General features: G+C 39.6%; 17 protein-coding genes and 1 pseudogene. 14 read left to right on the top strand and 4 right to left on the bottom strand.

From position 1 onward, the window contains the following. Positions 1-101: 101 nt before the first annotated feature. The 14 genes and pseudogenes from G8761_RS17125 (at position 102) to G8761_RS27880 (ending at position 16591) form a co-directional block, all read left to right on the top strand. A complete protein-coding gene (locus tag G8761_RS17125) occupies positions 102-1001 on the top strand; it encodes a carbohydrate ABC transporter permease (RefSeq protein ID WP_166028949.1) in 900 nt (299 codons plus the stop codon). After that, positions 998-1816, top strand: coding sequence for a carbohydrate ABC transporter permease (locus G8761_RS17120; RefSeq protein WP_243450062.1), 819 nt, complete (start codon positions 998-1000; stop codon positions 1814-1816). The genes G8761_RS17125 and G8761_RS17120 overlap by 4 nt, the downstream gene beginning before the upstream one ends. 74 nt (positions 1817-1890) lie before the next feature. Then, positions 1891-4317, top strand: coding sequence for a glycoside hydrolase family 31 protein (locus G8761_RS17115; RefSeq protein ID WP_166028852.1), 2427 nt, complete (start codon positions 1891-1893; stop codon positions 4315-4317). Next, complete coding sequence (locus G8761_RS17110) at positions 4314-4964, top strand: bifunctional 4-hydroxy-2-oxoglutarate aldolase/2-dehydro-3-deoxy-phosphogluconate aldolase (RefSeq protein WP_166028850.1); 651 nt, start codon at positions 4314-4316, stop codon at positions 4962-4964. Before G8761_RS17115 ends, G8761_RS17110 begins: the two co-directional genes overlap by 4 nt. Then, on the top strand, positions 4961-5974 hold the full coding sequence (locus G8761_RS17105) for a sugar kinase (RefSeq protein WP_166028848.1): 1014 nt from the start codon (positions 4961-4963) through the stop codon (positions 5972-5974). Before G8761_RS17110 ends, G8761_RS17105 begins: the two co-directional genes overlap by 4 nt. Positions 5975-6010: 36 nt before the next feature. After that, positions 6011-6841 (top strand): 5-dehydro-4-deoxy-D-glucuronate isomerase, encoded by an 831-nt coding sequence (kduI, locus tag G8761_RS17100; RefSeq protein WP_166028947.1) that lies wholly within the window; start codon positions 6011-6013, stop codon positions 6839-6841. A gap of 39 nt (positions 6842-6880) precedes the next feature. After that, a complete protein-coding gene (kduD, locus tag G8761_RS17095) occupies positions 6881-7657 on the top strand; it encodes a 2-dehydro-3-deoxy-D-gluconate 5-dehydrogenase KduD (protein WP_338000984.1) in 777 nt (258 codons plus the stop codon). A 77-nt stretch (positions 7658-7734) separates the two neighbouring features. After that, positions 7735-8571 (top strand): sugar phosphate isomerase/epimerase family protein, encoded by an 837-nt coding sequence (locus G8761_RS17090; protein ID WP_166028843.1) that lies wholly within the window; start codon positions 7735-7737, stop codon positions 8569-8571. A gap of 66 nt (positions 8572-8637) precedes the next feature. Next, positions 8638-9198, top strand: coding sequence for a glycerol-3-phosphate responsive antiterminator (locus tag G8761_RS17085; RefSeq protein WP_166028841.1), 561 nt, complete (start codon positions 8638-8640; stop codon positions 9196-9198). A gap of 15 nt (positions 9199-9213) precedes the next feature. Further along, complete coding sequence (gene glpK / locus G8761_RS17080; RefSeq protein ID WP_166028839.1) at positions 9214-10704, top strand: glycerol kinase GlpK; 1491 nt, start codon at positions 9214-9216, stop codon at positions 10702-10704. Between the two features lie 166 nt (positions 10705-10870). After that, entirely contained in the window at positions 10871-12583 is a 1713-nt protein-coding gene (locus G8761_RS17075) for a glycerol-3-phosphate dehydrogenase/oxidase (RefSeq protein WP_166028837.1), read from the top strand. Between the two features lie 260 nt (positions 12584-12843). Further along, positions 12844-13470: a mechanosensitive ion channel domain-containing protein gene (locus G8761_RS17070; RefSeq protein ID WP_207789260.1), complete on the top strand. Its 627-nt coding sequence runs from the start codon at positions 12844-12846 to the stop codon at positions 13468-13470. 202 nt (positions 13471-13672) lie between these two features. Further along, positions 13673-14578 (top strand): nuclease-related domain-containing protein, encoded by a 906-nt coding sequence (locus G8761_RS17065; RefSeq protein ID WP_166028833.1) that lies wholly within the window; start codon positions 13673-13675, stop codon positions 14576-14578. Between the two features lie 87 nt (positions 14579-14665). Beyond that, positions 14666-16591: pseudogene (locus tag G8761_RS27880) on the top strand (S9 family peptidase). Positions 16592-16764: 173 nt separating this feature from the next. Here G8761_RS27880 and G8761_RS17055 read toward each other — a convergent pair. The 4 genes from G8761_RS17055 to G8761_RS17040 form a co-directional block, all read right to left on the bottom strand. Beyond that, positions 16765-17175: a VWA-like domain-containing protein gene (locus G8761_RS17055; protein WP_166028830.1), complete on the bottom strand. Its 411-nt coding sequence runs from the start codon at positions 17173-17175 to the stop codon at positions 16765-16767. A 97-nt stretch (positions 17176-17272) separates the two neighbouring features. Beyond that, positions 17273-18229 (bottom strand): PDR/VanB family oxidoreductase, encoded by a 957-nt coding sequence (locus G8761_RS17050; protein WP_243450061.1) that lies wholly within the window; start codon positions 18227-18229, stop codon positions 17273-17275. Between the two features lie 24 nt (positions 18230-18253). After that, a complete protein-coding gene (locus G8761_RS17045; protein WP_166028829.1) occupies positions 18254-18706 on the bottom strand; it encodes a dimethylamine monooxygenase subunit DmmA family protein in 453 nt (150 codons plus the stop codon). After that, positions 18703-19644 carry a heme-dependent oxidative N-demethylase family protein gene (locus G8761_RS17040; RefSeq protein WP_166028827.1) on the bottom strand — a complete coding sequence of 314 codons (942 nt, stop codon included), beginning with the start codon at positions 19642-19644 and terminating at the stop codon, positions 18703-18705. Before G8761_RS17040 ends, G8761_RS17045 begins: the two co-directional genes overlap by 4 nt. Positions 19645-20025: the final 381 nt, after the last annotated feature.

Below are 20025 nucleotides of genomic sequence, written 5' to 3'. Positions count from 1 at the left end.
TCATTGGTGACTGCCCCAATTTTGGGGTGGTCACTACTATTAATATAAATAATTTTGGGCAGGTGAATACGGTGGAACGAGTAATCAAACAGCAATCAAAAATGAAAACGGCTAAACAATTATCCTTTCAAACAGATAAACGAAAGCGACAAATGGTTCCCTATTTATTTGTACTTCCAAATTTCGTCATCTTTTTTACTTTCATTGTCGTTCCTGCCTTTGTAGGACTCTATTATTCTTTCACAGACTACGATGGATTATCTGAAATGAATTTCGTTGGAATTGAAAACTACAAAGAAGTGTTTCATAGCTCTGAATATTGGAATATATTTGCCAATACATTTAAATATGCCTTTGCAGTAGTGCCTCTCATTTTTATCTGTTCCCTTGGAATTGCCATTTTGTTGATCAAGGAAATTAAAGCAAAAGGCTTCTTTCGTGCCATATTTTATTGGCCAACGATGATTTCAGCGATTATTGTTGGTGTGGCATGGAAATGGATCTTTGGCGATAGCTTCGGTGTCTTGAATTATTTGATCGAATCATTGGGCTTCACACCAATCAAGTGGTTATCTGACCCGGTGTTTGCCAACATTACGGTTGTTGTAGGAACGATTTGGGCAAGAATCGGCTTCTTTATGGTCATCTTTATGGCTGGGTTACAAAGTATCCCTACCTCCTATTATGAAGCAGCCCAAATGGATGGCGCTTCAAAGTTTAAAATGTTTTGGAGCATTACCTTACCATTATTAAAACCAACTAGTTTCTTAGTGTTAATTTTATTACTGATTGAATCCTTTAAGCAGTATCCGCTCGTCTTGGCTTTGACTGGGGGAGGGCCTGCAAAAGAAACCACCTTCCTTGTTCAGTATATTTATGAATTTGGTTTCAAAAAGGGAGAATTGGGTTACGCAAGTGCCATGTCAGTTGTTCTGTTTGTGGTCATTGTCATCTTTACGGTCATTCAATTTAAATGGACAAAAGGAGGTACAATCGATTGAAAAAGAAGTCTAATATTCTCGTATATTTAGCTTTAATTGTTCTAGTTTGTATCTTTATTTTTCCAGTAATCTGGGTAGTTCTATCCTCGATAAAAGATTCTACCGAATTATATAGTTGGCCTCCAAAGTTTATTCCGGATCATCCAACTTTAAAAAACTTTATTACAGCCTTTGAAAAAGGGAATTTCGGTAGCTATTTTCTAAATAGTACGTTTGTGACGGTAACGGCTACGATCCTGACCTTATTAGTTAACACAATGGCTGGCTATGCTCTTGCCAAGTATCGCTTTAAAGGGGATACATGGTTGTTAATCGGATTTATCTCAACCTTAATGATTCCCCTTGAAGTCATTATGACCCCCATTTTTACGGTCATTAGCAAACTAGGATTGTACAATTCTCTTTGGGGAATTATTATTCCTCCAGCCGCAACACCGACTGGGGTATTTCTGATTAGACAGTATTTGTTGACCGTACCTAATGAGCTTATTGAAGCGGCTAGAATAGATGGTGCTGGCGAGTGGAAGATTTTCTGGAAACTGATTGTTCCAATTGCTAAACCAATTATTTCTGTCCTCGCCATCTTTTCATTCATGTGGAGATGGGACGACTTTATTTGGCCATTGATTGTTATTAGTGATCCGACGAAATATACCGTCCAATTAGCGTTATCCAATTTCATTGGTGAATATAATGTGGACTGGGGAAGCCTGCTGGCGATGTCAGTCGTAACTATGATCCCTGTCTTAATTGTGTTTTTGATATTCCAAAAGCAGTTTATTCAGGGGATGGCCACTTCTGGTATGAAAGATTAATAGATGGATCAAATTTACAGAGATAATCCAAGCGGTTTATCTCTGTTTTAAAAAAATGCGAATAGGTGAAAATCATGAGCTTGGCTTGGAAGTTTGATTTTATTAAGGAAGAAAATAATCAGCTTTTCTTTGAATGTAATGATAAGAAAATCATCTTTATGGTTTTAGAAGAAGATTTATGCAGAGTATTTATGTCGTCTGATCGTGAACCAGCCCTAATGACAACTTGGTCAATTGCCCCGGATGCTGAAGACATTCCTTTTGAAGGAAGAGACCGTTTTGATTTAACTCCTTTCTCGTTACCTGCCTTTCAAAAAGAAGTGGGTAGTGAGCGAGTAATCATTGAAACACATTTTTTAAAGGCAGTCATTCAATTAGAGGGCTTTAAGATCTCTTGGTATGCAAAAATAAATGGCGGAGAAATTTTAGTAGCGAATGATCGTAAAACGCAGAGTTATAACTATAATAACAAGCTTGGAGACGGGGTCTATCATTATCTTGAACGGTACAAAGAGGATAGCTATTACGGTCTAGGGGAGAAAAGTGGAACACTAAATAAGACCAGGAAGCGTTATATCATGAAAACCATTGACGCCATGGGTTATGATGCTGAGTTTACTGATCCGCTTTATAAGCACATCCCATTTTATCTTACCCATAATCAAAAAACGAAACTATCTTATGGACTCTTTTATGATAATTACTCCGACTCTATTTTTGATCTTGGTGCTGAGCTTGACAATTATCATGGCTTTTACAGGTATTATTACGCAGTAAAAGGCGACCTGGATTATTATTTCATTTTGGGCCCGAATATTCATAACGTCGTTGAAAAATATTCTAAGCTTACTGGCAGGACAATTTTTCCTCCAAAATGGAGTCTTGGTTATTCTGGGTCGACGATGACTTATACGGATGCGCCAGATGCACAAGAACAATTAAAGAAATTTGTTGATTCTTGTGTGGAATATGATATTCCTTGTGATTCCTTCCAGTTGTCCTCTGGATATACCACTATTGGCGACAAGAGGTATGTATTTAATTGGGATTACGATAAAATACCTGACCCGCATGCGATGAACCATCATTTCCATGAGAATGGGTTACATGTTTGTGCCAATATTAAACCATGTTTACTTCAGGACCATCCGCAATACCCTGAACTAGCTGAAAAGGGAATGTTTATAAAATCGGAGAATAACCAAGACCCTGAATTAGTCCAATTTTGGGATGATGATGGATCCTATCTTGATTTTACGAATCCGGAGACTATCCAATGGTGGAAGGAAAATGTCAAGGAGCAACTCTTATCCTTTGGGATTGACTCCACTTGGAATGATAACAATGAATTTGAAGTCTGGAATAAACAGGCACGTGCCACTGGTTTTGGCAAGAGCATTCCTGTCGAGTATATTAAACCCATTCAAACGCTGTTAATGCTCAAGTCGTCTTATGAAGCTCAAAAAGAATTTGCTCCTAATAGTAGACCCTATTTAATCTCAAGATCAGGCATGCCTGGCATGCAGCGTTATGTGCAAACATGGTCGGGAGATAATTTAACGGAATGGAAAACACTGCGATTTAATATCAAGATGGGGTTAAGCATGAGTTTGTCCGGTATCTATAATTTTGGCCATGATGTTGGCGGTTTTAGCGGTTTAGCACCAGAACCAGAATTATTTATCAGATGGATTCAAAATGGCATCTTCCATCCAAGATTCACCATTCATTCCTGGAATGAAGACCAATCCGTCAATGTTCCCTGGATGTATCCGGAACAAATCGGGATTATTCGGACATTTATGAAAGAACGTGTGAAGTGGATTCCGTATTTTTACCATTTGTTACATAAAGCAAATCAAGAATATAAACCAATTCTTACGCCTGCCTTTTATTATTTTGAACATGATTCAAAAACTTTCGAAGAAAATGATGACTTTATGGTTGGAGAAAATTTGTTGGTTTGCAGTGTAGTAGAAAAAGGAGCGGTTCAACGAAGTGTGTATCTGCCGGAAAATGATAAGGGCTGGTACGATATGAATTCTGATCAATGGTATGAAGGCGGTCAAACCATTATCGTAGACTCACCACTTGACGTCATTCCGCTTTTTGCACAGGCGGGTTCCGCTTTCCCGATTCGTGATGGGGAAATCACGTTTAAAAATAAATCGGAGGATGCAAGAGGAATACGTCTATATCCTTCCTTTAGGGAAGAGCAGGTAAGTGAACGATTCTATGAAGATGACGGGATTTCATTAAACTATACAAAAGGGGAGTCTTCATTCCTATTAGTAGATATGAAGACTACTAAAGAAAGTGTAGAAATCAATATATCTATGGAAGGGAATTATCGACTTCCTTATGATTCTGTAAGTATCTATTTGCCAAAGACGGAAAAACGGAACCTTTATGTTAATGGTGAGGTAATAAGTACAGGTCGGCCAGTTCGTGTACAACTTGAACAATACAGTCTGAATAGAGACAACTGGAGGCAGCGATGAACAAATTAAATGTTCTTTCCAGAATAACTGATTGTGGAGTGGTAGCGGTTGTAAGAGCTGACTCTAAGGAGGAAGCGATTAAGATATCAGCAGCCTGTGTAAAGGGAGGCATTTTAGGTATTGAAGTAACCTTTACGGTTGATAGTGCTGTTGAGGTTATCAAAGGATTGGCTGCAACCTATCAAGATAGTGATGTTGTCATTGGAGCAGGAACCGTTCTTGATGCGGCCACGGCAAGGATTGCTATTTTGGCAGGGGCTCAGTTCGTTGTAAGTCCTTGCTTTGACGAAGAAACGGCCAAATTGTGTAATCTATATCAAATTCCCTATATGGCAGGGTGTATGACCATTACAGAAATGAAATGTGCCCTAGAAGCCGGTGTGGATATTATCAAGCTTTTTCCTGGAAATGCATTTGGACCAGACATTGTCAAAGCAGTAAAAGCGCCGCTTCCACAGGTGAATTTGATGCCGACAGGGGGAGTCAGCCTCGAAAATGTCCATCAGTGGATTCAAAATGGCTGTGTAGCCGTTGGCGTTGGCGGTAATTTGATTGCTCCTGCCAAAACGGGAGACTATGAAAAAATCACTGACTTTGCCGTTCAGTATGTAGAAAAAGTTAAAGAAGCGAGAAGGAAAAACCTATGAAAAAGATTGTCACCTTAGGAGAAATAATGCTTCGGCTATCTACCAATCATGGAGAACGACTTTTTCAATCCGATCAGCTTTCCTTGCATTATGGTGGTGCGGAAGCCAATGTTGCCGTTGCGCTGGCCAATTTTGGATATGAAGCTTACTTTGTTGGTAAAGTGCCGAATAATCCCCTTGGGTTGGCAGCGGAACGACATTTACGGTCGTTTGGTGTAAATACGGGCTACTTGTTGAAGGGCGGAGAGCGCTTAGGTACCTATTACTTGGAAACAGGAGCGGGTGCCAGAAGTGCGCAAGTCACTTACGACCGGAAGCATTCAAGCTTTTCTCAGCTTACCGTTGATGAGGTTAGCTTTGCTGAGATTTTTCAAGGTGCTGAACTCTTTCACGTTACAGGTATAACACCAGCGTTATCTAATCCGTTAAAAGAAGTAACATTGCTGGCATTGATGAAAGCTAAAGAGCTAGGTGTCACAACAAGTTTTGACTTTAATTATCGTTCAAAGCTATGGAACCAAAAGGAGGCGGCGGAAGCGATTACCCCGTTTCTTCCCTATGTTGATATCTGTTCATGCGGTGGATTAGATGCTCTTTATCTATTAAACATCCAAAAAGCAGACCATACATTTAATAAAGAGCAGCAGCTTATGTATTACTATGAAAAAATAGCAGAAATGTATCCGAATATCAAATACTTATATTCGACTTTTCGAAACGTTATTTCTGCCTCGAACAATACATTGCAAGGGAATTTATTTTTAAATGGGACGTTGTATCAGTCAAAAGAGCACAATATTGATCATATTGTTGACCGTGTGGGCGGGGGTGATGCTTTTGCAGCTGGTATTTTATACGGGATTATCGAAAAAATGCCGCCGCAACAGGTTATCACATTTGCTACAGCAGCCTCTGTCTTAAAGCATACGGTAAATGGGGATTGCAGCACCTTTTCGAAGGATGAAATTATGGCATTTGCTGAAAGTGAACCTGGTAAAATTGTTCGTTAAAAATAGAAGCTTTATAGGAGGACATGGATCATGGAAATGGAAACGCGTTATGCAAACCACCCGGAAGAAATTAAAAGATTTAATACGGATGAATTAAGAGAAAATTTTTTAGTTGAAACCATTTTTGCACCAGGAAAAGTACGTTTAACTTACACCCATGCCGATCGCATGATTTTTGGTGGAGTGACACCGGCAGAAGAAGAATTGACAATTAAGCTCGATAAAGAATTAGGTGTCAGTTACTTTCTTGAACGCCGTGAGCTGGGAATTATTAATATTGGCGGAGACGGTCTTGTCATTCTTGATGGCGAGGAATATAACATGCAACGTCGTGATGGCCTGTATGTTGGTAGAGGAACGAAGGAAGTATTATTCCGATCAAAGGATCCAATGAACCCTGCGAAATTCTATATTAATTCAACGCCAGCCCATCATACCTATCCAACAGTAAAAATAGATATTAATGAAATTAAACCTTTAGAGGCTGGAGCTCCGGGAACCTTAAATGAACGGAAAATCTATCAATATGTCCACCCAAAAGTATGTGAAAGCTGTCAGCTTCAAATGGGACTAACCATGCTATCTCCGGGAAGTGTTTGGAATACCATGCCTTGCCATACTCACGAGCGTCGCATGGAAGTCTATTTGTACTTTGATATGGAGCCAGATACACGCGTCTTTCATTTCATGGGGAAACCGGATGAAACAAGACACTTAGTCATGAAAAACGAACAAGCAGCTATTTCACCTAGCTGGTCGATACATACAGGGACCGCTACTAGTAACTATACCTTTATTTGGGGTATGTGCGGAGAAAACATTACCTATGATGACATGGACCATGTCAAAATGGAACAACTAAGGTAGTAGATTTAGTTTTAACAAGAAGGGGGTTTAAAGATGACAATTCAATTGAACGAATTCTCATTGGATTTTTTCTCATTGGCTGGTCAGGTTGCGATTGTAACAGGTGGTAACACCGGACTTGGTCAAGCCTATGCGGTAGCACTTGCTAAGGCAGGTGCCGATTTATTTGTTGTCACCCATGGAACTAATTGGGATGAAACGAAGGAACTTATTGAAAAAGAGGGTGGCCGGGTAGAATTTTTCCAGGCCGATTTAGCGAATAGGGAAATCATTAAGGAAGTCGTTTCTGAGTGTCTAAAGGAATTCGGTAGAATTGATATTCTTGTGAACAATGCAGGCACCATTCGTCGTGCTCCGTTGGTAGAGTATCAACAAGAGGATTGGGATGCGGTGATGGATCTTAATCTGAATGCTGTTTATTTTCTAAGCCAAGAAGCTGCAAAAGTGATGATGGAACAAAAGAGTGGAAAGATTATCAATATCGCATCGATGCTGTCCTTCCAAGGCGGAAAATTTGTTCCTCCCTATACGGCAAGTAAACATGCAGTTGCAGGTTTGACTAAATCATTTGCCAATGAATTAGCCGAATATGGAATTCAAACAAATGCTATTGCGCCAGGATATGTTGCCACGAAAAATACGGCGCCTATCCGTGAAGATGAGAAACGAAATGCAGAAATTCTATCACGTATTCCGGCAGCAAGGTGGGCTGCCCCTGCCGATTTAATGGGTGCCGTCGTTTTCTTAGCAAGCAAAGCGTCTGATTATATGAATGGACATACGCTTGTTGTAGATGGCGGATGGCTGGCAAGATAAATTTAAAAAGTAAGCCCTAATCACTTCACGATACGGCTTACTTTTTTTATCATAAGCATATTCGAGGTGGTTGAAGCATGAATATTGGTATCAGGGCACATGATCTTGAAAATTTATCATTGGAGGAATTAGTAAGGGAAATTTCTTCTAAAGGGTTAACATCTGTTCAGTTAGCGTTAAGCAAATCTTTTCCCGATATAAACACCGGCTTAGGAGGGCTAAGCCCTGGAATGACCTATCATATCGGAAAAGCGTTCCGCCAGCAAAATATTCAAATTGCCGTCTTAGGATGTTACATCAATATGATCCATCCAGATTTGAATGAAAGAAGAAAAGCTTTGGACCGATTCAAGGAGCATCTTCGCTTTGCCAGAGATTTTGGATGCAGTATTGTTGGAACTGAAACGGGAAATGTTAACCCGGATATTGTCTATACTGAAGAGAATTTTAAAGAAGAACCGTTTCTTGAAGTGGTTAAAAGTGTTCGGGAGCTTGTGGGGGAGGCAGAGAAATTCGGAGTAATCGTTGGGATAGAGGGTGGAGTTAATCATCCTGTATACTCACCTAGAATGATGAAAAGACTCCTCGAGAGTGTCAATTCTAACAATCTTCAAGTTATCTTTGATCCAGTCAATTATTTAACGATTGACAACTACCAAAACCAAGAATCTGTGATCGCAGAAGCGTTTGAACTATTTGGAGACCGAATCGTGATCCTGCACGCCAAGGATTTTATAATAGAAGATAATAGTATAAAGACAACAACCGTCGGAGAAGGACTGCTGAATTACGATACAGTGTTCAAATTTATAAAAGAGAAAAAACCGTTCATTAATATATTACTAGAAGAAACAAAGGAACCATATATTGATAGAAGTATCTCCTTTCTCAGGGAAAAATATAATCGGGCATAAGGTCTCATTATATTTTTCTTTTTTTAGTCGAAAAAAGCGATAAGATAGTAAGAAAAGAGGTATTTTATGACCTTCCAACATCAAACGATACTGCCATCGATAAAGAATGGCAAAGGGCTTGACCGGTTTTTGGAGAGTACGTACGAATATGGGGTTGTGCTGGATAGTCAGATTGCCCAAATCCCTAGTTTTGTAAAAGCAGCAAATCGGGTAAACAAAAAGCTGTTTATTCATGTTGATTTAATCCAAGGATTAAAGAATGACGAACATGCAGCTGAATTTTTATGCCAACTAGTAAAACCGGCTGGCTTAATTTCTACAAGAGCTGCTGTCATCGCTAAAGCCAAACAAAAAGGGATCTATGCGATTCAACGATTATTCTTGCTTGATTCCAATGCAGTTGAAAAAACGTGTGACGTCATCAAGAAAGTACAGCCTGATTTTATCGAGGTATTGCCAGGGATTATCCCAAGTATGATTCGAGAAATCAAAGAGAGTACAGGTATCCCTGTGTTCGCAGGTGGATTAATCCGGACGGTCAATGATGTTAACGAGGCGATTGAAGCGGGGGCCATTGCTGTGACGACTTCTAAAGTGGAACTTTGGGATTACTATTCAGAAAAATAGTTTGGGGGAATTCGCATGGAAAAATATATTTTATCACTTGATCAAGGAACAACGAGTTCACGAGCGATTATTTTTAATAAAAAAGGCGAAGTGGTGTATTCATCCCAAAAGGAATTCACTCAGTATTTTCCAAAACCAGGCTGGGTCGAGCACGATGCCAATGAAATTTGGGGAAGTATCTTATCGGTGATTGCTTCTTGTTTATCGGAATCCGACATTAGTGCGGGGCAAATTGCGGGGATCGGGATTGCCAACCAGCGCGAAACAACGGTCGTTTGGGATAAACAAACAGGAAAGCCTGTTTACCATGCCATTGTTTGGCAATCAAGACAAACAGTTTCCATTTGTGAGGAACTGAAGCAAGCTGGACTTGAAGAAACAATTCGTCAAAAAACCGGCTTGCTTATCGATGCTTATTTTTCAGGAACGAAAGTAAAATGGATCCTCGATCATGTCGAAGGTGCTCGGGAAAAAGCAGAAAGAGGAGAACTTTTATTCGGAACGATTGACACTTGGCTGATTTGGAAATTATCTGGCGGGAAAGCGCATGTGACTGACTATTCGAACGCGTCACGCACATTGCTTTACAACATTCATGAATTGAAATGGGATAAAGAGATCCTGGAAGCTTTGGGAATTCCGGAATCGATGCTTCCAGAAGTAAAGCCGTCCTCAGAAATTTATGGGTATACAGCCGACTATCACTTTTTTGGAAAAGAAGTACCTCTTGCCGGGGCGGCTGGTGATCAGCAGGCAGCGCTATTCGGCCAGGCGTGTTTTGAAGAAGGAATGGCAAAAAATACGTACGGCACCGGCTGTTTTATGCTCATGAATACGGGCGAAAGCGGCATTAAGTCTACGCAAGGCCTGCTGACAACCATTGCTTGGGGGTTGGATGGTAAAGTCACTTATGCTTTAGAGGGCAGTATTTTTGTCGCAGGCTCAGCGATTCAATGGCTACGAGACGGAATGCGGATGATTAAAGATGCAGCAGATACAGAAAGTTATGCGAGCAAGGTCCAATCAACAGAAGGAGTTTATGTTGTTCCGGCCTTCGTTGGACTAGGCACGCCGTATTGGGACAGCGATGTAAGGGGAGCTGTCTTTGGTTTAACGAGAGGGACGTCTAAAGAACATTTCATTCGGGCCACATTGGAGTCACTGGCCTACCAGACAAAAGATGTGTTAGCAGCGATGGAAAAGGATTCCGGCATTTCCCTTAAAGCACTAAGGGTAGATGGGGGAGCGGTGAAGAATAATTTCTTAACACAATTCCAAAGTGATCTCTTAAATGTGCCGGTGGAAAGGCCAGTTGTGAACGAGACAACAGCCTTGGGTGCGGCGTATTTGGCTGGACTGGCAGTCGGCTACTGGAGCAGCAAAGAGGAGATTGCAACGCAATGGCAAATTGATCAAACCTTTGAAGCTGAAATGGATGAGAACCAACGAAATTCCCTTTATGAAGGCTGGCAAAAGGCAGTAAAAGCGGCCATGTTATTCAAATAATAATTGCATCATCAGTAAGAATATGGTATATTTTTAATAAGTTAATATATTGGTTGGAGATTAGGAGAGACCAAACAACGTATACAAGAATACACTTGTATAGGTTTGTTTTGGTCTCTTTTTGTTTTTACCTATATGGAAAAAATTCAAAATAGGAGCGATTGAAATGGGTACTTTTTCTAGTGAAAAAAGATTAGAACAACTTTCAATAATGTCAAAAGAAAACCTTGATATATTAGTGATAGGTGGAGGAATTACTGGCAGTGGCATTGCTTTGGATGCCGCCACACGGGGGATAAAAGTGGGTCTTGTTGAAATGCAGGATTTCGCAGCAGGTACCTCTAGTCGTTCAACGAAGCTCGTTCACGGCGGCTTGCGCTATTTAAAACAATTCGAAGTAAAAATGGTGGCGGAAGTGGGGAAAGAGCGTGCGATTGTCTATGAAAATGGCCCGCACGTCACGACGCCTGAGTGGATGCTATTACCCATCCAAGAGGGTGGAACGTTCGGTAGGTTCTCCACTTCCATTGGCCTGAAAGTATATGACTTTTTAGCAGATGTTAAAAAAGGTGAACGACGCAGTATGCTTAGTTCATCTGAAACGCAGAAGCGTGAACCGCTTTTAAGAAAAGAAGGATTAAAAGGCGGAGGCTATTATGTGGAATACCGTACCGATGACGCAAGATTGACAATCGAAGTCATCAAACAAGCAGTCTCTAAAGGGGCGATGCTTGTAAACTACGCAAAAGTGGAAAAGTTACTTTATGAAAATGGAAAAGTTGTAGGGGCAGAAGTGGTGGATCGGTTGACCAACAAAGCCTATAAAATATTCGCGAAAAAGGTAGTCAATGCAGCGGGTCCTTGGGTCGACTCGGTTCGGGAGATGGATCAATCGAAAAAAGGAAAGCTTCTGCAATTAACAAAAGGAATTCACCTTGTCTTTGACCAAAGTGTTTTCCCACTTAAACAAGCGATTTACTTTGATACACCAGATAAGAGAATGGTCTTTGCCATTCCTAGAGATGGTAAAACCTATGTTGGCACGACAGATACGGTATACAACGAGGATATGGTCAATCCACGCTTAACGAAAGCGGATAAAGAGTATGTAATCAAAGCGATTAACTTTATGTTTCCAGGGGTAGGGATAACGGAGAAAGATATTGAATCCAGCTGGTCGGGGTTAAGACCACTTATCCATGAAACCGGGAAATCCGCATCAGAAATTTCGCGTAAGGATGAAATATGGGAATCTGAGTCTGGCTTAATCACGATCGCTGGCGGGAAATTAACGGGTTATCGAAAAATGGCTGAGATGGTCGTTGATTTATTAAACCAAAAGTTCATTCAAGAGGGCGTTGGCGATTTTGGAAACTGCCAAACCAAATATTTGCCCATTTCTGGCGGAGATGTTGGTGGTTCGAAAAATTTGCCTGCTTTCATAGAAGATAAGACAAAAGAAGGAGTAAAATTAGGACTTACAAATGAACAATCTCAAAAACTAGTTAAGCTTTACGGTTCCAATGTTGATAGCTTATTCGCGTTAATTGATAAATACAATGAGGCTGCCTTAACTTTCGGTCTGCCATTGGATGTTTACGCCCAAGTCATGTATGCCATCCATGAAGAAATGACCGTAACACCTAGTGACTTTTTTATTCGAAGAACCGGTGCACTGCTGTTTAACATGGATTGGGTCCACCAATGGAAGCACAAAGTTGCAGAATTAATGGCGAATGAACTAAATTGGAGCAATGACCAATTAGAAAATTACCAAAATGAAATAGAGATGTTTATCCATCAAGCCACAACCGCCGTTGACGAAGACCAGGGGGACGGTTCTAGTGGCGCTGAGTTTTGGAAAGAGGAATCAGCGTGACCAGGGGGACGGTTCTTATGGCAGAAATGCCATGAGAACCGTCCCTGTTGTGTTTTTGTGTTTTGTTTGTGTTTGTACGATAAGACTTTTGTTGCATTCAAATATCCTGTTAAAAAAGTTATGATATTACGATGGAATGGTTTGAAAAACAGGTGTCTTTTTTCTATCCATTTTGATTGCTAAAAAAGAGGGAAGGTAAATTAGAAATGTCTTTTGATTCATTTGTATTGGCTTTTGGAGCGTCGGGAATCCACTATGATATGTTAAAAGATCTGGGGATTTCTATAGGGATTTTGCTTTTATTTATTCTATTTAGAAACATATTTACCAAGTATGTGTTTCAGTTGATTTTAAAATCGACTAGAAAAACACCAACTGATTTTTTTACTCAAATATGTTTAAGCTTTGAACGTCCTTTAGGATGGTTTTTCATTATTTTTGGCTTGTACCTGGCGATGGATTATTTTCCTTTTATCGACCAGCATAATACGTTATTTTTAAAATTATTGCGTTCCATGGTCATTGTTTTAATTACGTGGGGCTTGTTCAATTTGTCCTCTCCTACTTCTGGGATTTTAATAAGTGTGAATCAAAAATTAAACAATAAGATCGATTCCATTCTGATTCCATTTTTTTCAAGAGCCATCCGTGTCATCCTGATTGCCATCAGTATTAGTATTATTGGTCAGGAGTTTGATTATGACGTCAATGGGTTGGTCGCGGGTCTAGGATTGGGCGGTCTGGCCTTTGCTTTAGCGGCCAAAGAAGCGGTAGGGAATCTCATTGGTGGCATCGTGATAGAAAAAGCACACGTTTATTACTTGAGAAAGCAGTACATTATAATCATCGGACAAATCGAACCCCTCCCAAGAAAGATTTGTCCTTGAACCAGCTTCTCGGGGACAAATATCTTATCCTCCTCAAACTGCCTGAAGGCGGATTATCTTATTCTTCCTTTTTTGTATTATCTGCATGAACTGGTGCATTTTCAAACAAAGTTAACAAAATATACAATTTTATTAAGTTAAATCTGAAGGTATATTTTATTATAGAAGACTTTTTTGAAAATAAAGAAAGGATGTAGTTTACATGCTTTATAAACCCAGGACGAAACCCGAAGAATTAGAAGTTTTAGAAATCTTACACACACGAATGAATTTATCTGATAAAGACAGACAACACTCTTCCAATCTTAAAAAGGGCTTTGAAGGTGAGATAATATTTGATTCGTTGATAGAGAATCTTAAATGTGAATGCCTTATATTAAATGATTTACTGCTTCATTTTAATAACACCACTTTCCAGCTTGATTCACTTATCATAAGCTCAGAAACCATTTTTCTTTATGAAGTCAAGAACTATGAAGGAGATTATTTTTACGAATCTGATAGATTGTACAAGAAACCCAAATTTGAAATTATTAATCCACTAAATCAATTGAGAAGAAGTGAATCCCAGTTACGCCAATTACTACACCATCTTGGATTTCAAGTCCCGATAGATGCTTCAGTAGTTTTTATAAACTCCGAATTCACCTTATATCAAGCCCCTCTCAACATTCCTTTTATATTCCATAGCCAGCTTAATCAACATTTAAGAAAACTAAATAATATAACCTCAAAGCTAAATAACAAACATAAAATTCTGGCAGACAAATTAGTGTCCTTGCACAATGAAAATTTCCCTTATCGGCAGTTGCCACCTTACGATTATGAACAGTTGCATAAAGGAATAACTTGTGTCAATTGCAATTCATTTTCTCTAATTATCAAGGGTAAAAAAGTATTTTGCACGGAATGTGGACATGTTGAAATGGTTGCAACTGCTGTAATTCGATCTGTTAAGGAATTCAAGTATCTTTTTTCTGATCGAAAAATTAATACAAATGAAATTCATGAGTGGTGTAAAATTGTCAATTCAAAAAAGAGAATAAAGAGGATTTTAGATAAAGAATTTAAGATGTCAGGGGTTAATCGGTGGGCTTTCTACCAATAAAAGAATTTTTTCGTAAGTCTAAATATTTAAGTAATATCATGATAAAATAAAGAAAGAATTCAAATTGGAGTAGGAGGGACATAAAAAATGAGTCAAACAAAAACATCGCCATATGGAGGCTGGAAATCTCCCATTACTTCTGATCTGATTGTCCAAGACACTATTCCATTAGTTAATGTAAACTTTGAGGGCCAGAATCTTTATTGGGCAGAGGCACGTCCTGCTGAAGCCGGGCGCAACACCGTAATGCGTCAATCAATCGATGGGAAGATAACTGAACTTACACCTGCACCGTATAACGTTCGGACTCGTGTACATGAATATGGAGGAGCTCCATTTATTTCTATCGGGGCAGACCTATATTTCTCTAATTTCGAGGACAATTTATTATATCTTTATCAAGAGGATAGGATTCGTTCGATTACATCTGACTCTAATCATAGGTATGCTGATGCAGCGGTTGATAAGCTGCGAAATCGTATGTACTGGATTCGTGAAGACCATTCCGAATCTGCCATTTTTGCTGAAACAACCATCATTGCCATGGACCTGGACGGAAGTAATGAGCGAATTATTGTCTCCGGAAATGATTTCTATTCAAACCCACGCATTAGCCCGGATGGCAGACAGCTTGCTTATTTAACATGGAATCATCCTAATATGCCATGGGACGAAACAGAACTTTGGGTTGCTGAAATAAACGATGACGGAACTTTATCCAATCCCAAAATGGCAGCGGGCGGAGCTGGGGAATCTGTCATTCAGCCGGTCTGGTCTCCAAGTGGAGTTCTGTATTTTGTTTCCGATCGGACAAACTGGTGGAACATTATGCGGTTAAAAGGTAATGAGGTGGAAGTGGTTTATTCTATGGAAGCTGAGTTTGGGTCTCCGAGCTGGGTATTTGGAATTTCTGACTATGATTTTATTAACGACACAACCATTATAGCTGCTTACACTCAAAACGGAGCAAGGCATCTTACCAAAATTGACGTTGAAAATGGGGTCCTAACTCCGCTTAATATAGGATTTACTCAATTTTCTTCCATTCATTCCAATGGAACAGATGTTGCCTTTATCGCTGCCTCACCTACAGAATTCCCAGGTGTGATTCGAATGAACGCTGAGACCTGCCATCCGGAAGTGATCAAAGCGTCATCCGAATTGTCCTTGGATGAGCAATACCTATCCCTTCCAGAATCCATTGAGTATCCAACTGAGGGAAACAAGACAGCATATGCAATATACTATCGCCCGAAAAATCCAGACTTTTCAGCCCCTGCTGATGAAAAACCACCTTTATTAGTACATGTGCATGGGGGACCTACTTCAGCGTCTTCAGCAACTCTTAGTCTGTCAACCCAATATTGGACAAGCCGTGGGTTTGCAGTGGTTGACATTAACTATGGAGGTTCAACCGGATACGGCCGGGAATACCGAGACAGATTAAAAGGCAATTGGGGAGTAGTAGATGTGCAGGATAGCGCTAATGCCGTTCGCTATCTCATCGAAAAAGGGGAAGTCGACCAAAATCGAGTTGCCATCGCTGGAGGAAGTGCAGGTGGATATACCACTTTGGCATCGCTCGTGTTTACTGATGTTTAAAAGGCGGGAGCTAGTCACTTTGGACTAAGCGAACTTGAGGTATTTGCTGGTGAAACTCATAAGTTTGAATCAAGGTATATGGACGGTTTACTAGGTTCTTATCCAGAGGCTAAGGAGGTCTATTACAAACGTTCACCGATTAATTTTACTAATCAATTGTCCTGCCCGGTTATTTTCTTTCAAGGACTTGATGATAAAATTGTCCCTCCAAACCAGGCTGAGCTGATGGTGGAAGCCTTGAAGAAAAAAGGATTGCCAGTCGCGTATATTGCCTTTGAGGGCGAGGGCCACGGTTTTCGAATGGCTCAAAACATCAGGCGGTCACTCGATGGCGAATTTTATTTTTACAGTAGAGTCTTTGGTTATGAACCGGCTGAAGACATTGAACCTGTTCCTATTGAAAACCTCTAATGTTACAGGAACATCCCTCGCTAAAGTGAGGGATGTTTTTTTAAAAGTCAAGGAAGAAAATAGCCCTTGAACGTCTAGCTACAACGGCCTGCAAGTTTTCAACTAAGAGACTTGCTTGAATATCTTGCATAAAGCAGAATGTACTTGCTTCATTGAAGCATCTTCCGTTTTTCCTATGCTACCTTAATGACCTTTCCAAAAGGAACACGCGGTTTTGTCATTCCCGGCACGAGCCAAAACATTTCAAAATCTACATCCTGTATTTCTTCCGATAGGAAGCCTGTTACATCTGTTACATAAAAGAGTGAGTCTATTTTCTCTTCTGCGGCCCATTCTAACACTAATGTATAAGAAGATTTGCCATGATTAAAGTATTTGATGGTATCACTCTTTGCTGGAGCAATACTTCGAATTTTATAATCGGCTTGTATAAGTATTGTATCGGGTTTAAGTTGTTCGAACAGCTTCACGATGTTGTTAATTAAAAGGGAAGGGAACTCAGTTGTAGAAGTATCTACCGCCAAAGCAACCTTTTTATCCTGGCGCTGTTGTATCATTGAAAGAACTGTTTTATGCCATTTCAATCTAACCAACCCCTTTGTTTGAGTGAGCCAACAAAGCTTATTTTGGGATATTTTTAATTGGAATATGAGTGGATAATGACGGCAAAATAAGGATGATTTAAAGATCCAGTACCAATCTTCCCTTGCCGCGAGATACACAGCTAAGCATCATGTGATTTGAACGTTGCTCTTCTTCTGTTAAAAACGAATCATAATGATCGATTTGACCCTTAACTACTCTTACTTCGCATGTACCGCAGCCGCCCGCACGGCAGGAAAAAGGGACATTGATTCCATGCTGAAGAAGTACTTCTAGCAGAGAAGAATTGACTGGTATATCAAGCTGTTTACCACTCCTTTTAATTTTTACCTGGAACGCCTGCTGTTCCTTCTTTTGTGGGGGTGCAAACCGTTCTGCATGTATATTAAAGGACGGATATCCATAGGATTTTGCAGCTGTTGTAAAATCCTGAATCAGGTTCTCGGGACCGCAAAAATACACATGGGTACCGATTCGATGATTTAAAAGTTGAGTTGGCAATAACCGCTTAGCGCCATCGCCATTTGAAAAATAAAAGTGGCATTGATGTGGATAGGTCTTGGATATGTAATCATAAAAGCCGCATTGCTCTTTAGATTTAGCTGCATAATGAAGCTCGAACGAACTTTTCTTTTCAGCCAGCTCTGCCATCATGGAAAGGAAAGGGGTAATGCCAATTCCAGCTGCATAAAACACATGGCGTTTCGCCTGAAAGCTCAACGGAAAGTAATTCTTTGGGTAGCTTACTGATAAAACATCACCCACTTGAACATTTTGATGCCAAAAACGGGAGCCGCCTGTTGAGCCATCTGCTAGATGGACAGCTATTTCAAAAAGCCCTGACTCAGGACTTATATTAAAAATAGAATATTGCCTTTCGAGTGTTCCGGAGGGATATGGTAAAAAGGTTGTAATATGAGAACCGCCGCTAAAGTATGGAAGCATAGAATGGTCATTTGCCTCTAGGGTGAACCTTTTAATAGTGGAAGTCTCTTCTATAATATTTCTTACACGTACTTGTAATTTTGAATGCAATCCAATGCTCCCCCTGTATGAAAATTATGATATCGATGTGTAGCCAAGATAGGCCTCCAAACGGCGTGAATAATGGCTGGAAACTTCCAAAACGATTCCGCAATGCTTACAGGTGAGGTGCAAATCATCATCAATGAATTCATTGACCCCATAACATTCACAACAAACCAACTTCTTACTTATTTGACCCACTATGTTTATTTGCATTTCATATTCAGAAAAACCTGCTTCCAATGCTAGTTTTTTTAATCGTTTTATAAATTCCCACTGGCCGGATAAATACAAAAATGTTCCCATTTTTTGCTGGCTGTACCAATGTTCAAGGAAGGCATCAGATTTATCTCCAATAATCATGAAATCAAATGGAACCTTGTCTTCCATAGCTTGTTGGACGAAATTATATAAAAGTTCTGCACCTTTTGAATCTGCACAAAATATATACTTCCTCTTTCCTTTGGTATATAAAAACTCCTTCATCTTTTTTTCAATTCCGCTTCTAAATAATCAAGAACCTGTTCCCGATAAAGAGAAATCCCTTTATAGTCATAAATCGCTTTAGGGAGTTCACGAAGAATCGCATAAAATTGTTCCAGCCAGGGGGTATGCTGAATGAATTTTTCTAAAGAAAGCATGTGAGAATGAATGGTGAATAATATTCCATTGCTTTTTGGCAGTCGAAACAGCTTTTGAACTTCTACCCTAAAGTGGACAAGCTCGCCTGCATTTTCCTTTGTTACTCTCTTGCGGGCCTGCCCCCATTCTGAAAATGTTTCAAGGGAAGAATCCAGCCTGCTTCCAGCCATGAGAGACCAATTTTTTCTTTCCCATGGTGTGCCCGCCTCTATCCTCATTAAAAATTGCAGAATTCGATCAACAAGGAAATCAGACTGAAAGCCGGGAATGGGTGAGTGTATTTCTTTAAAATTCATCTCGGAGTTAAAATACAAAGACCAATTGGCTGGAAAGCATAGCTGACCAGCATCTAAAATTAGGTCACCGTCCCGCTGCATCATCAAAATTAAATCTTCCTGAACATGGCGGCCGATAAAATCTAAAGGCTCTATTTCAAGAGTGGTTCTGTCACCAAATTTAAAGGAAGCTGTTTCTTTTGTAAGTAGGTTTGAAAATATCCATTGTCCATCTTTCTTTTCTAATTCGAATTTATCAGGATAATAAGTAACGAGGTTATTTATAATGAGGTCAACAATTTCCCACTGTGCAGCCATTGTATGAGGGGATGAGTGATAGCATCGTTCAGGATGCTTTGTAAGCAGCTCTCTTTTTAGAGAAATTTCATCTAAATACCGATCCGTCAACTCGATGGCGTTCTTAGTATGTAATAAGGCAGCATTATTAGAGTACTTATATACGTTACTGTCACTAAAGGGATAAGGCAAAGAGAAATGAGATATCATATATTCACCTGTTTTCTGAATTTTTCACTTACTTATACTATACAAAAAACAAATAAATCATCAATATCTTTTAAAAATTCAGTTTAATCTATAATACCTTTCTAGTATAATAAATTTAAGGAAGGTTCCTCGGTGAAATGTTTTTAATACAGCTTATTTCATAAAGGAAAGAATTGGATTTTACTATCCTAAACGTAATAAAATCGTTACTGGTAAATTTTTCTTTTTTTTATAAAAGTTACAGTTATAATTGTATATGAGTCCTTATACCTATAAGAGGTGAATAGAGTGTCTTCGTTTTTTAAGAAAAATGTTTTAACAGTTGTAACATCAATCTTTATATTAACGTTAGTCGCCATCTATCATGCTGAAATTAGTTCG

The organism is Neobacillus terrae (genome assembly GCF_011393025.1).
Taxonomy (GTDB): domain Bacteria; phylum Bacillota; class Bacilli; order Bacillales; family Cytobacillaceae; genus Neobacillus_A; species Neobacillus_A terrae.
This window is presented reverse-complemented; position numbering and strand designations above follow the sequence as displayed.